The organism is Streptomyces sp. NPDC002602 (assembly GCF_042889445.1).
GTDB lineage: Bacteria > Actinomycetota > Actinomycetes > Streptomycetales > Streptomycetaceae > Streptomyces.
Genome location: NZ_JBIAQX010000032.1, coordinates 20,580 through 33,457, shown reverse-complemented (window position 1 = coordinate 33,457; position 12,878 = coordinate 20,580). Strand labels below are relative to the sequence as shown.

The 12,878-nt window shown below is 67.1% G+C and carries 12 protein-coding genes and 1 pseudogene; 5 read left to right on the top strand and 8 right to left on the bottom strand.

Annotated elements, in window-relative coordinates:
* Nucleotides 1-1,523, top strand: a 1,523-nt coding sequence (locus ACFYW3_RS38295) for a Helicase associated domain protein (RefSeq protein ID WP_389388925.1), incomplete at its 5' end; no start/stop codon positions are given.
* A 120-nt stretch (nucleotides 1,524-1,643) separates the two neighbouring features.
* On the opposite strand, the gene ACFYW3_RS38290 is transcribed toward ACFYW3_RS38295, so the two are convergent.
* The gene (locus tag ACFYW3_RS38290) at nucleotides 1,644-1,994 is read right to left on the bottom strand and encodes a hypothetical protein (protein ID WP_389388924.1); all 351 of its coding nucleotides are present in this window, start codon (nucleotides 1,992-1,994) and stop codon (nucleotides 1,644-1,646) included.
* Nucleotides 1,991-3,421, bottom strand: coding sequence for a hypothetical protein (locus tag ACFYW3_RS38285; RefSeq protein ID WP_389388923.1), 1,431 nt, complete (start codon nucleotides 3,419-3,421; stop codon nucleotides 1,991-1,993). Before ACFYW3_RS38285 ends, ACFYW3_RS38290 begins: the two co-directional genes overlap by 4 nt.
* A 55-nt stretch (nucleotides 3,422-3,476) precedes the next feature.
* On the opposite strand from ACFYW3_RS38285, the pseudogene ACFYW3_RS38280 reads away from it, so the two are divergent.
* The 3 genes and pseudogenes from ACFYW3_RS38280 to ACFYW3_RS38270 all read left to right on the top strand — a co-directional run.
* Nucleotides 3,477-3,743: pseudogene (locus tag ACFYW3_RS38280) on the top strand (ATP-binding protein); the annotation flags it as partial.
* A gap of 50 nt (nucleotides 3,744-3,793) precedes the next feature.
* Nucleotides 3,794-4,321: a GNAT family N-acetyltransferase gene (locus ACFYW3_RS38275; RefSeq protein WP_389388922.1), complete on the top strand. Its 528-nt coding sequence runs from the start codon at nucleotides 3,794-3,796 to the stop codon at nucleotides 4,319-4,321.
* Between the two features lie 564 nt (nucleotides 4,322-4,885).
* Nucleotides 4,886-5,095, top strand: coding sequence for a three-helix bundle dimerization domain-containing protein (locus tag ACFYW3_RS38270; RefSeq protein ID WP_389388921.1), 210 nt, complete (start codon nucleotides 4,886-4,888; stop codon nucleotides 5,093-5,095).
* Between the two features lie 161 nt (nucleotides 5,096-5,256).
* Here ACFYW3_RS38270 and ACFYW3_RS38265 read toward each other — a convergent pair whose 3' ends face one another.
* The 5 genes from ACFYW3_RS38265 to ACFYW3_RS38245 all read right to left on the bottom strand — a co-directional run bounded on the left by ACFYW3_RS38265 (nucleotide 5,257) and on the right by ACFYW3_RS38245 (nucleotide 8,690).
* Nucleotides 5,257-5,949 (bottom strand): alpha/beta fold hydrolase, encoded by a 693-nt coding sequence (locus ACFYW3_RS38265; RefSeq protein ID WP_389388920.1) that lies wholly within the window; start codon nucleotides 5,947-5,949, stop codon nucleotides 5,257-5,259.
* Nucleotides 5,950-6,191: 242 nt separating this feature from the next.
* Nucleotides 6,192-6,554 carry a hypothetical protein gene (locus ACFYW3_RS38260; protein WP_389388919.1) on the bottom strand — a complete coding sequence of 121 codons (363 nt, stop codon included), beginning with the start codon at nucleotides 6,552-6,554 and terminating at the stop codon, nucleotides 6,192-6,194.
* A 263-nt stretch (nucleotides 6,555-6,817) separates the two neighbouring features.
* Nucleotides 6,818-6,955: a hypothetical protein gene (locus tag ACFYW3_RS38255; RefSeq protein ID WP_389388918.1), complete on the bottom strand. Its 138-nt coding sequence runs from the start codon at nucleotides 6,953-6,955 to the stop codon at nucleotides 6,818-6,820.
* Between the two features lie 971 nt (nucleotides 6,956-7,926).
* Nucleotides 7,927-8,394 (bottom strand): hypothetical protein, encoded by a 468-nt coding sequence (locus tag ACFYW3_RS38250; protein WP_389388917.1) that lies wholly within the window; start codon nucleotides 8,392-8,394, stop codon nucleotides 7,927-7,929.
* Nucleotides 8,395-8,522: 128 nt separating this feature from the next.
* Nucleotides 8,523-8,690: a hypothetical protein gene (locus tag ACFYW3_RS38245; protein ID WP_389388916.1), complete on the bottom strand. Its 168-nt coding sequence runs from the start codon at nucleotides 8,688-8,690 to the stop codon at nucleotides 8,523-8,525.
* A gap of 674 nt (nucleotides 8,691-9,364) precedes the next feature.
* On the opposite strand from ACFYW3_RS38245, the gene ACFYW3_RS38240 reads away from it, so the two are divergent.
* Entirely contained in the window at nucleotides 9,365-10,288 is a 924-nt protein-coding gene (locus ACFYW3_RS38240; protein WP_389388915.1) for a hypothetical protein, read from the top strand.
* Nucleotides 10,289-10,835: 547 nt separating this feature from the next.
* Here ACFYW3_RS38240 and ACFYW3_RS38235 read toward each other — a convergent pair.
* The gene (locus ACFYW3_RS38235; RefSeq protein ID WP_389388914.1) at nucleotides 10,836-12,731 is read right to left on the bottom strand and encodes a hypothetical protein; all 1,896 of its coding nucleotides are present in this window, start codon (nucleotides 12,729-12,731) and stop codon (nucleotides 10,836-10,838) included.
* Nucleotides 12,732-12,878 lie beyond the last annotated feature (147 nt).

Sequence of the window (12,878 nt, the reverse complement as noted above, 5' to 3'; positions counted from 1 at the left end):
TCCACCACCGCACCATCGAGGCGGAGGCCTTCGCCGCCGGACTGCCACGGGTCGCGGCCCGACTCCACACCGTGGACCCGGAGCGGCATCCCGAGCGGGTGTGGGCGGGGTGGCTGTGCGGGGAACACGAGGGAGCCCACCGACAGTCGGTGCTGGCCGACTTCGGGCGCAGGGCCGGGCGCGCCGTACTCTCGAATTGTCGAGTCCTGGGTGAGGGCGTCGACATCCGGGCGACCGACTCGGTGGCCCTGATCGACCCGAAGGGATCGGCCGTGGACATCGTCCAGGCCATCGGCCGGGCGCTGCGGCAGAAGCCTGGACAGGGCAAGATGGCGACACTGATCGTTCCGGTGTTCTTGGCCGAGGACGAGAAGCCGGAGGACATGCTTACCTCGAACTCGTACCGCCCTTTGATCCGGGTTCTGGAAGGTCTTCGGGCGCACGATGAAAAGGCTGTGGAAATGCTGGCCATTCCACAGGAGAACCAGAAACACGTTGTCGACCCGTCGCTCCCGGTCGGCCCGCCTCCCGCCGAGGGCGAGCCGGATGACCGCCTGCTGCTCCGGTTCGCGACCCCCCGCGACCCCGCCCTGATCGCGAAATGGATCAGCTACACCGTCATCAACACCGAACGCCAGGACTGGAAGCGGGGCATCGAGGCCGCCTGGCGGTACCGGCAACGCGAGGGCGGTCTTGAGGTGCCGTACGAGCACACCGAGGGCGCGTACCCGCTCGGCCGGTGGCTCTCCGACCAGCGCCGTGTGTACCGGGCGGGGCAGATGACCGGCGAGCGGGCAGCCGAGCTGGAGGAGCTGGGGATCGTGTGGGACACCGCCGATGCCGGCTTCGCGGAGAACCTCGCCGCCGCGCGGGCCTACTTCGAGCTGCACGGGACTTTGGCGGCCCCGCGGCACGCGACCGCCCTGGACCGGGCGATCGGGCAGTGGCTCACGAACGTACGCAGGCCTGGTGGGCTCGGGAAGGACCCAGAACGCGCCGGTCGGCGGGCCCGGGAACTCGCGGCCATCGACCCGGACTGGAACCCGCGGGACGTGGGGTGGACGGTCGACTGGCAACGCCACTACACCTACCTCACACAACTCCTCACCGACGGCGCCCTACTCGACGACATCGTGCCCGGGGTGACCCTCCACGGCGACGACATCGGCCGCTGGCTCACCACCCAACAACGCGACTTCGACAAGCTGAACACCGAGCAGCGGCGCAGGCTCGGCGAGCTGGGCGTGAGGAAGGCCGTACGGGACCGGAAGACGGCCGCGAAAGCCGCCACGGCGTCCGGGCCGAGCAAGGGCAGTGGGGCGTTCCAGAAGGGGTTGGAGGCCTTGGCGCAGTACGTCGCGCGGGAGGGCCGACTGCCGGGACGCGGCGTCGTCCAGGTCCTGGCCGACGGGACCGAACACCGCACCGGAATCTGGATCTCCAACCAGAAACAACGCCGCGACAAACTCGACCCGGCACAACTCGCAGCCCTCGCCGAACTCGGCATCCACTGGGCACGGTGACCGGGGTGGGCGCCGTTCCGGAATTCTGGAACGGCGCCCACCCGGTTCAGGTACGCGGGTAGCCGTGGCCCGGCGCTGCCTGCCCGTCATCACCATCCGCTTCCCGGCATTTCTCGCCGGTCAGGCTGTGGGTCCGGTAGCCGCCTCGCGGGCGGCGTGCTGCTGGACTTCGTTCGAGGGCGCGACCAGCGGCCCGGCCGGAGGCGGGGCGGGCTGAGGCCGGTACACGGCGCCCCGGTACAAGGTGGCCACGCCCGCCGTGCCGGCCAGGACCGACAGGACGAAGTCCGCCTGCGCCAGACCGAGGTGGCCCGCCCGCCAGGCGGCCGCGAACAGGGTGGTGGTCAGCAGCAGGCCGTCGACCGCGATCCGGTCCCGGGCCGACAGCGCCCACCAGGCCGCCCGGACCCGGTCCGCGTATGCCCGGAGGCCCCGCCCGCGGCGTCCGGGTGTGGGAGCCGTCCCCGTCACCGGCTACGCCCCGCGCCCTTGGCCGGCGCGGCCTGCTGCCGGTGGGCGGGGATCGCGGCTTCCGCCGGGGCCTGCTGTCCGGGAGCCGCCGCGGCCGGGGTGGTGGCCGAGCGGGAACGGGCGGCCGTCGGGGAGACCCGGCCCCAAGACGCGGACGCGGCCGGCGCCGAGGGCGATCTCGTCAAAGAGTTGAGGGTCGCGTCCACGAGACGCCCGACCGTGGTGGAGGTGGGGCCCTCCCTCCAGGAGGTGTCCTCACCGAGGCGGGCCAGGTGCGCGCCGAGGAGTGCCGGGCCGCCCGCGTCGCGGATCTGGTTCATGCGGGCCGCGAGCAGCGGCCATGGGCGGGAGCCGACCAGGAGACCCACCTGCGTCTCGGGCAGCACGTCCTTGACGATGCCGACGATCGTGGCGTGCGCGAGCGGGTTGACGTCGAGCTGCTCCAAGGCCTTCGCGCGGTCGCCGAGGTCCAGGTCCCGGGGCACGGCCAGGCCCTCGGTCAACGGACCCCAGGAACGCCTCGCGTCCACGCTGGCGGGCGGCGCCCACGGGTCGGCGGCCTCCCGCACCGGGGCGACAGCGACGGCCGGAGCAGGAGCGGAAGCGGACGCGGCGGCCGGAGCAGGAGCGGGAACGGGGGCGGTGCCCGGAGCGGGGGCGGGAGCGGGGGCGGGTACGCGTCCCGCCGCGGGCGCGGCCCACGGGTCGCCGGAGCCGCCCATGCGCGAGCCCCGGGCCGGCGGCGCCACAACACCGGGAGCAGCAGAGGCAGGGGCAGGAGCGAGGGTGGGCGCCGGGGCGGGCGGCGCGGGTGCCTTGTTGGCGGCCGCGGTGGTGACGGCGGCGACGGCCTGGTCGACCCCGGCACCTGCGGCGTGGGCGTGGGCGTCGAGGAGGATCCGGGCGCCGTCGATGCCCTTGTCGTCGAGCCGGCCCATCGCGGCGGCGATGTCCGGCCAGGCCGGGCAGGCGAGGATCGCGTCGCGGACCAGGCCCTCGGGCATCGTCGCCTTCAGGAGGTCGGCCCACCGATCGGTACCCTCCGCCCTCGTCCGAGCCGCGTTCGCCACCACCGCCTGGTGCACTGCGGCGGTCATGCGGCCCATCTGCGGCAGGAACGTGCCGAGGTCGACACCGGCCTGCTGAAGCCCGACAAGCCGGCGCGCCAACTGCGGCCAGCCCGCACCCTGCATCAGCTCGGCCAGGATGTCCTCGCCCAGGACGCCGCGCAGTTGGTCGGCCGACCAGCCCGGGGCCATCGCCTCGGCGTCCTCGCCGAGTTCCTCCTCCCGGCCGGTGATCCGATTCTGGGTGGCGCGGCGGACCGCGTCGGTGACGGTCATCACCAGCCGGTAGGCCATCGCCGCGGTCTGCGCGGCCTCCCCGAGAGCTTCGGAGAACGGCTCGAGCCGGGACGGATACGACATCAGCGGGGCTCCCTCGGGATGGAGGCCAGCGCGTACGGGACGGGCCCGGCAGCCGGTTGATGAGCTCGGCTACGTGGAACTCGACCGCCGCGGCGCCGAGCTTCTCTTCCAGGTCCTGACCGAACGCGAGGAGAAGAACAGCGTCGCCATCGCCTCCAACGAGTCCTCCGGAGGCTGGACCAAGACGTTCACCGACCCCCGCCTCTGCGCGGCAATCATCGACCGCCTCACCTTCAACGGCACCATCATCGAGACCGGCACCGACTCCTACCGCCTCGCCGGCACCCGAGCCCGCGCCGAAGAATCGGCCAAGGTCGGCTGACATCTGACTGGGCGGTCTGAAGGGGCTGATGATCGACGAGGATCGTTGCCATGACCTTCGTGATCGAAGCCGCTCGTCCGGACGACTCCGCGTGGTTGGGGCCGCTGCTGCTGAGGGCTTGGCTGCAGACATACCCCAACCCAGAGGTGGGGATCGACGAGGGCTGGATCCGTGAGCATCGCAGCTCGTCAGTCACGGCGGAGGGCATCACCCAGTGGCGGGAGTTCATCGAGGCAGCGAACCAGCAACCAGACCTGCTGTTCTGCCGCGTTGTCCGGTCGGAATCCGAGATCGTCGGCGTTCTCTGCGGGCGCCGCGGCGAAGTGGTCACCCTCGGACCGATGTATTTGCTGAATCACGTCCAGGGCCAGAGACTCGGTGGCCGCATGATGACCGAGTTCTTCACCTGGGCCGGAGCCGCACCCATATGCCTGTGGGTCACTGACTACAACGAGAGCGCGGTCCGCTTCTACCAACGCCACGGATTCAAGATCACGGGCGAGCGAGAGCTTTGGCAAGGAAGGCTGCCAAACCTGCGCATGACCCGCGACGTCGCATCCAGCATCAGCCACAGCTGAGCTGCACAGAACCAGACCCGCGGTGGCAGCAACTGCCTCGATGGCCAGGTGCGGCAGAACCCACCACGGGATCTTTGGTGGGGCCAAAACAGACTCGACGGCCCGCCGCCGGTGGTCTTCCGCTTACGCGCGACGGCATCCCGGCGCTGGGGCCCTGCCGGACACCCACCGCCGGGGCACCCCGCCACCACCTGATATTCAGGCGCTTGGCCTCCCGGCCCGGTCTGCGGGCTCTGTTCAGAGCGTCCCGCCTTGAGCGCCCCGTTTGTGGCTACCTGGCGGAGAGCGGAACGCGCAACGTCGTGCCGGGGAACCCAACCGACCTGTCGGTGTCTTTTCTACCCGCCGAGGCGGGTGCCGGACGGGTCGGCGGGGATCCGCGAAGGCTTCGGCTGCGGTCTCCCTGTCCCGGCAGCCGCCCGGAAGGCCGGGGAGCGGCGCCCGGGGGCGACAGGGGGGCCGGGACGGTCGGGTCACGCGCGAAGCGGCGGAAGATCGACTTCCGGGCCGGCAGCCGCTCGGCAAGACTGGGAAAGGAAGATTCCCGGAGGGCTGGGGTACGCGATGGCGGAGGCCGAGGATGCGCTCGTCATCCGCGATGTCGTCGAGCGGTTGATGAAAGCGCACCCTCAGCTGGATATCGGCCTGGTGCGGGTATCGGTGGAGACGGCGTACGAGGAGCTCCGGTACGCGCGCGTGCGCACGTACCTGCCGATCCTGATGGAACGCCGGGCCAGGGACCTGCTGTCCCCCGACGAGCACACCGACCGGTAGTCCCCCTCTGACCACCGCGGAGTGGTAGCGCTTCGACGCGGGCCGGGAGGGCGCAGCGTCTCGGCCCTGCTTGTCGTACCGGGAACCGACGGACCGCGGCGATGACCACCCCGGGCACGACGAGCAGGGATGCCTCGGCACGTACGGCCGACTGCCTCCGGTCAGCTCTGGGCCGCCTGGCGGATCAGGTCGGCGACGGCGTCGGGCTGCGAGACGTAGACGGAGTGGCTGCCTGCGACCTCCACGGTCTGCGCGCCGATCCGCTGGGACATGGCGTGCTGGGCCGGGGGCGGGATCATGCGGTCCTCGGTGGCGATCAGGTACCAGGACGGCTTCGACTGCCAGGCCGGCTGGGAGACCGCACCACCCAGAGCGTCGACGCCCCAGGGCACCTGCGAGTCGGCCATGAACTCGGCCTGCGATCGGGGCAGGTCGCCTGCGAAGGACTCGGCGAACTTGTTCCGGTCCAGGAACAGGAAACCCTCGTTGGGCGGCAGGATCGGCGGAACGGGTGCGCCGGGGGGCGGGTCGGCGATCAGGGTGCTGACCGACTCGCCCTTGTCGGGAGCGAACGCGGCGATGTAGACGAGCTTGGTCACCTTCGGGTGGTTGCCCGCCTCCGTGATCACCACCCCGCCATAAGAGTGACCGACCAGGGTCACCGGGCCCTCCAGTGCGTCGATCACCTGCCGCGTGGCGGCCACGTCGCCTTCGAGGGAGAGCGTGGGGTTCTGCACGACGGCAACGCGGTAGCCGTCGGCATTGAGTGCGTTGTACACGCCCTGCCAGCCCGAGCCGTCCACGAACCCCCCGTGAACGAGCACGACGTCCGCGCGAGCTGCTTCGTCGGTCATCAAGTCCTCCGGTTCTCTGCGGGCCGGCACCTGCGCGGCCCGTGCGCAGAAGATGCGAGTACGGCCGATTTCGCCGCATATTTCATCTGATCACGAACACGTGCAACACTCCCGGACACCCGCCGCCACCCACGTGGGTCACGACTACGCCGCGGCGTCGGACGGCGGATCACACTCCCGGCGAGGCGGCGCCCCCTGGGGGCGATGCGGCCGAATCCGGAATGCCTGCCGAGGCCCCTCGGTCAGCAGGGCCGGTAGGACGAGATCTTGTCGTTGATCCACCCGGGGATCGTGGCCCACCACTCGCCGGGACCGATCCTGAACTCCAGACCGCCATAGTTCTTGTGCTCGTAGAAGCACTTGGAGAGGTTCGTGCTGTTGCCGATGGAGGAGGTGGTGTCCTTCGCCGACCCCGTCAGCTCCGCGACCTGCACCGGCGCACCCCCCGGATACACCGGGATCGAATAGTTGGGGTTGGTGTAGATGAAGACGCCGCTGAACGCGGCGGCGGGAGTGGCGGTCCCCACCACTCCCGCCATCGTGACCAGGGCACCTAAAACACCGGCCACCGCCAGGCGCCGCTTGCTCTCTCGCAGGAACGCCATGAACTCTTCCTTCCCTTCAGGAAAGGAGCCCGACCCTGGAGCGACGCAAGCCAGGCCGGATGAAAGCCGTACCGAGACGCCACGCAAGAACTTGCTGCAAACAGCCGAAGGATTTCACGAGGATGACGGACAGACAACACCCGCGCACAGAATGACAGTTCCCCATCCGGGCGCTCACTCCCGCATGCCATCGAGGGCGCCCACGAACACGGCCGGAACCACACGCGGGCGGACCGGCCCCGGCCGGGCGGCTTCATGGACAGCTACATGACACGCGCCGCCTCGACGGTCTCGGCGATCTCGAACAGCGGACGGGTCGCGGTGACGTCCAGAAGCCGCCTCAACTGAGCGGGCATGAGGCCGGCCAAGACCAGGCGGCCGCTGCGCAGAAGAAGCAGCATCACGTTGAGCATGGAGGGCGGGTTCACTGAAGACACCAGCGAAGCCACCAGGTAGCAACCGCGGGGTCACGGGGAGAAACTCGCAGTTCAAAAAGAGCACGCTTGCGTCCGACCACGCACTACACGGACAACCCGCCGTGCTGACGTTCGCATCTGTCGTACTGCAAGTGCAGTCGACGGAGGTCTTGCAGCGCAGCAACGGGGAATGGGTGCTGCACCCACTTCGCTCTGTAGCCGTCCTCTCCGTGGAGCCGGACCACCGATTGAGCAGCTTCCAAGACGACGTGCCCCAGGAGGCTAAGGGGCTGAGTGGAGGTCCACGAGAGTGTGCCTGCCTGGTCCGGCGCGTCGAAGCTCGTGGACATGTCCGGAAACCGGTAGATCGCGACGTGAACGTCTGAGCCTCTGCGGCGGAGAACCCACCTCACTTCGGCAGGCTCAAGATCAAAAGAGAACCGCTGAACGGAGGTGTGACCGTAAAGACCTGCGACACCGTGAAGCACGTCCGCAAGGGCGTCCGTGCAGTAGCTCACGAAGTCTTTCCGCTCCGATACACCATCCGCAATGTGACAGGTTGCCCAACCACTACCGCTGAGTTCCCAGTTGAACTCAAGCTGATCCATCCCGCCCCCTGCTAGTGGTCCACTCCCGGAGGCGGTACAGCGGCGTTGAGAGCTGCCCTCACCCTCCCTCCACGCTAGCCGCTGCACGCGTAGTTCAGAGAAGACACACCCCATATCATCTGGCGTCGCATCGGCACCCACGACATCCTCACCGCCCCCTGACGCGCAGGCCGGCCCGCCTGCTGGCGGCCTCGACAGGTCCGGATGGGGCCGCGCACCCGCCTCTGCCGATGAGTAGCCGGGAGAGACCAGCGGGGGCGGACCGACGTCCGACCCCGCTGTCATGGAGGAAAGAGCCTGGAGTCCTATTCGCGGATGAGTTGGGGTCTGTCACCGAGGGAGTGGCGTCTAGTAGGCCGATTCGGCAGCGGCCCCGACGGCAAGGACTTCTCCGAAGCTTGGGATCGCGAGGGCGGCGACCATCCCGATGAGTGCCGACATGGAGAAGGTGGCGTCACCGAGTACGGCAGCGGACAGCAGCAAGCCAGCAAGCACCGCACCGGCCCCCCACATGAAGATGCGCTGCCACCGTCCCGTCCTGCCTCCGTTGTTGGTCAGGGCGTAGGGGACGGTGGCAAGGGCTCCCAGGATTGCCAGGAGCACGCACAGCACGAACGCCGCGAACCCGTGCCAAGAGCGGTAGTGCTCCAGGGTGTACGTGAAGAGGCAGGCGAAGACAAAGGCTGACAACAGGGTCCCTACGATGCCCACAGGGCTGTTGACACTGTCGATCTCGTTCGATCGCCATGAGGGATTCGCGGGGACGCTCTTTGTCAGCGACGAGCCGGTGGCGATGTCGGAGCTGGATTCGGTCACGGAGGCTATGTTCCTTTCGAGTGGATACGTCAGTTGCCTGCGGTATCTGGAGCGTAGGTACGGTTCGTGAGGCAAAGGGGGCGCAGTGTGCGCACCACTCGATCGAGCGATCACGGTGCGCGGCTCGGTCACAGGGGGCGTAGCAGCTCGGTTTGCCCGGTGTGGAGCAACTCGTGGTAGGCAAGCTTCATTGCCCTGCCGTCGTCGGTGAGGATGTCCTGCCAGACGGTCCTGATGTGAGCGAGGTCGGGGTGCGGTTGCTCCGCGAGGGCCTCGGTCAGTTCCTCGTTCCACATCCTCAGAGTCGGTTTCGCGCGGAGCGTGGCCCCCGCGATCTGAGAGCGCCAGGTGACTGCATACGCCGCTGAGAGTGGTCAAGGTGGCCACGAAGGAGTCCAGCGTTGAATCGTCGAGCGCCCGGCTTTCCCTCAGCTGGTCCCCATACCGGGCACACTCTCGGCTGAACTGGCTGTAGCAGTCCATCACCTGCAGGCATGCCTTCTGACGCTCCTGCCGGGCCCATTGCTCAAGGGCACCTGTCGCTTGGAGTCGCCCCTGTGCCAATACCGCGGCGGCGTTCGTCTCGGCGCCGATCCGGGCGCCTCGTACTGCGGCGAGGCCGCCGACGAGAGCCCCACCGACCGCGCTGAGAAGCCCCACCCCGCCGGCGAGAATCGCCGCCCACCCCTGGTCCATGGCCAGAAATTGTCAGAACCAGCAGGCTTGGCGAGGCGTTACCCAGAACACCGTCCGAATCAGGACCCGTTGGTGGCGGCTTCTCGATGTCCGCCTGCTGCTGCAGGAGGGCGCCGGACCAGTCCACGCCCACGGTCCAGACTGCGAGAACGGCTGCCGTTGCGACCTCGACCAGCTCGGCGCTCGGGCAGAAGCGGACATGTCGCCGGTGGCACTACTGAGCGCCACCGAAATTCCGACAATGGGATTGCTCCAGCCGCCTAGTGTCCTGGCCATGGACTCTGAACGACTCAAGCTCTCTTCGCGCAAATGGATGATCGCGGCCTTCGCCGCGCTCGCCGAAGGCCCGACGTCTCACGACCTGGCGGTCCACCACGCCGGGATCGCTGCCGAGCATCTCCTCAAGTCATACCTGGCCAGCCTCCACCCGGCTCTCGTAGTGGAGGGCAAGGATTTCAACTCCTTGCTGCACGCGACGGGTCACGGGTCACACGCTTCGGTTCCCGCGGAGCAGGTCAAGACCATCGGCTTGGCCGAAGCCCATGCCCGAACGCAGAAGATCTTGCGGAAGAAGATGCCGGTCGATCAGCGGGCGCTTGGACCGCTAGCCAATGCTCGTAACGGCGTCGCACACAGTGGCATGTACGACCGGTCAGAGGTCAATGCCGTCTTCGCCACGTGTCTCCGGCTGATCGACCCCTTGCTCGTCGAGCTCAAGATCGACACTTCCTACTGGGGCCGCTACGAGTCCCTGCACGACCGGCTTCTCGAAGAGAACGTGGAAGCTGTCCGTGTCCGGCTGGAGAGCAAACTTGCTCGGGCCAAGGATGTCTTCTCTGAACGTTACGGCCACTTGCCCCAGAAGGAACGCGAGCTCGTCCTCGGCACGATTGCACGAGTCTCCCCTCCCGGCTACATCGAACACGACGAGCCCGCCACCTGCCCGGCATGCGACTCGCAGGGCTGGCTTAGTGGTGACACGCACGTTGACGAGGATGAGTGGGCGGTCATGTTCACCCCGTTCGTCTTCACCTGCCCAGCCTGCGACCTGCGTGTCGAGCACGAGGAACTTGAAGAGCTGGAGGGGCTTGCGGAGGAGGTCAAGCTGGATGAGCCACTAACCGACTTCTACGCGGACTGGGAGCCAAGTGAAGTCCGTGGATCTTCATGGGATGGAGGACCATTCCACAACTTCTGATAGCCGGGCATACCAACATCGAGGTCCCCGGGCAGCGGGACGGCGGCTGGTGAGCGCGCGGGGTCCGCGATGGCTGGGAGCTGGACTGGGCGGCGGCGAAGGCCGGCCGCTGGTCCAACCCGGACAACTGGACCCGCAAGAAGCCCTACGTGCTGGGGATCGGGTAGTCATCGGCTGGTCGCGTTGATGGTGGCGATGAGCACTGCGAGGGTTTCCCAACCTTCACGCCAAGCCTGGTCGAGCGCGTACGCGCCGTTGAGTCCGTGGTCTGCGAGGCGGAAGAAGTGGCCCTTGCCGGTCTTGGTTGCGAGCAGTTCGAGTGTCGGTAGGGGCCGGCAGGAAGGGAGGCCCGGGGCAACTCACTCGGCTGGGCGGACGTTTTCACCGAAAGAAACGATCACGAATCCGTCGGCTGCGCGACATGGGACGACGCAGCCCCGGTCGCCCACGTGACGCGGCCGGGCCCGGGTATCTTCAAGCCGAACTGCGGCCGTGACCGGATGGCCCATTGCCAGGTTGAACGATCATGACGGCCCCCACGCTGAGATCAGCTCTCACCCTCGACAGCATTGGTTCCAGTCTCATCATCTTCCTGGGGCTCATGGACTGGCATCCCTGACTCCGATGGCCCATCGTCAAGAGTGTGCTGGGTGGACGGAGTTCGGTAGAACCGGAAATGGAAGTCTTCCTCATCGTCCCCCTCATCATCGTCATCACAATGCGTGGACTGACCCAATGTAGGCTCATTGTTCCGACCATCAACTGCTAGGAGGAGTCTGGGATCTTTGGTTCTCTCAGCCAATGCAGCAAACACCGTCTTGGCATCGCTTTTCCGATCAGCCCTTTCAAGGGCACGGACCAGGGGAAGCATGTCCTTTAGACGCCTGTCGCGCCGAGCCGATTCGAGGACCCAATTCCCATCCTCTTCGGCGACCGAATCGATCACTTGGATGACATCATTTGCCGCACGAACCCGACCAACCGCCGCCAAGGCCTGATAGGCATCAGCATCATGCTGTGCCAGGCGTAAGAGGGAAACGATCTCCACGACTTGACGCGGATACCTCTTCTGTCCGACGGCGGTCAGAATCTGATAGGCATCTGTGGAACGCTCATCTGCGCGGAGCGCATCGATAAGCATGGGTATGTCTTCACATGGTCGCCGCTCGCCGGCATAGGTCAGTAGATGGTCAGCATGAGCGTCGTACCCAGCTGCGCGCAGGAGAGCCACAGTTTCCAGCATCTCGCCACAGGGCTGGGAGAGGGCCGCAGACGTCAGCGTCTCCCGAGCGTCACTGATCGTCGTGCCATTGCCCAGGCTCAGCACACGGACGATGCTGAGCACTTCACCCGGAGACGCCCACACAGAGTTGTCCGGCTCTGTCCAAGACAGTGGCGTGCGGCGGGGGAGCAACCGGACAAGAGAGTTGTCCGCCTCTTCTTCGCTGGCCGCACGGTTATCCGGTGAGTTGTCCAGTTTGATTTCATCGGCGAGACGGTCGAGTCGTCCGACGCTGTCATCCAGGTGCCGAGCCGCCTTAGCAAGGGCCTGGTCGATGTCGGCGGCATCGTTGTCTAGCGCCTCCTGCAAGCTCGACGGCGGGGTAGAGAGTGAGCTGGACTCGGTATCGGGATCCGGAATCCGGGCCCGAAGAAGGTCCAACTCTTCCGTGAGTACTCTGACCTGTTCTGCAGCATCTTCAGCTAGACGATCCGCCTTGTGACGTTCCGCCCGTGCGCGTTCTAGCTCGGACTCTGCAGTCGTCCGCTGCTCCTCGCTCTTGACCAACCGTGCACGTACCTGGTCGAGCGAGTGGTGGCCAGGCGCTGGGGAACTCCGAAGGCGGTCTCGTTCGCGCGCCAGGGCTGTAATGTCACGTTGCAGCTTGTCCACCATGGTCAACAAGAGCAGCACCATGTGGTTAGCGCTGTTTCGTTCCTTTTCAAGCTCTTGGACTCGTTCCAGAGCGCGCATGAGCTTGTCAGAAACCTCCAGAGACCTCTTCTGGACCACGACCAGTTCCGCGGTGAGTACGGCGCTTGCGTCCTGGTGCCTGTGCCCTTCGCTGTCTGAACCTGGGTTATCCAGGTCTCCTGCGCCCGCCCGTTTCTGTAAAGCGCGAACCTGGCCAAGCAGGCGGTCGCGGCCAGCGGCGTCGTTCGAGCAGATGTCCGCGATCGCCTCGACAAAGTCGATCTTCAACCCAATGCCGGCCAGCCTGTCGGACACCGTCGTACGGCTCGGCACTTTGCCGCTGGTGAAGTGTTCCGGCTTCAACTCCGCCAAGACGTCGTCGACTCGCTTGTCGGTCTCATCCAGCCACTCTCGCAGCAGCTGTGCCAGGCCGTTGGCTTCCGCAGTCCCACCTCGCGGCGCTCCCCACGGACGTGTCCGGCGCTGTCCTCCCTTTGGCAACTGTTCCCCCGATATGAAAGCGGACAACCAGGCGTTGTTCAGACCTGTACGGCCCCCCACCCGGACAACTGGACCCAACTATCCCAGCAGATGAAGTGTGAGGAGCACGCCCGACGTTGAAAGCGGGCGATCACACATCCACGGTCGCCAGCCAAGGCCGGCACCCCATCTGCA

Coding starts and splice junctions, on each gene's coding strand:
- ACFYW3_RS38255 (WP_389388918.1), bottom strand. CDS start 6,955: ATGCTGCTTCTTCTGCGCAGCGGCCGCCTGGTCTTGGCCGGCCTCATG.
- ACFYW3_RS38275 (WP_389388922.1), top strand. CDS start 3,794: ATGACCTTCGTGATCGAAGCCGCTCGTCCGGACGACTCCGCGTGGTTG.
- ACFYW3_RS38265 (WP_389388920.1), bottom strand. CDS start 5,949: ATGACCGACGAAGCAGCTCGCGCGGACGTCGTGCTCGTTCACGGGGGG.
- ACFYW3_RS38240 (WP_389388915.1), top strand. CDS start 9,365: ATGGACTCTGAACGACTCAAGCTCTCTTCGCGCAAATGGATGATCGCG.
- ACFYW3_RS38260 (WP_389388919.1), bottom strand. CDS start 6,554: ATGGCGTTCCTGCGAGAGAGCAAGCGGCGCCTGGCGGTGGCCGGTGTT.
- ACFYW3_RS38270 (WP_389388921.1), top strand. CDS start 4,886: ATGGCGGAGGCCGAGGATGCGCTCGTCATCCGCGATGTCGTCGAGCGG.
- ACFYW3_RS38245 (WP_389388916.1), bottom strand. CDS start 8,690: ATGTGGAACGAGGAACTGACCGAGGCCCTCGCGGAGCAACCGCACCCC.
- ACFYW3_RS38285 (WP_389388923.1), bottom strand. CDS start 3,421: ATGTCGTATCCGTCCCGGCTCGAGCCGTTCTCCGAAGCTCTCGGGGAG.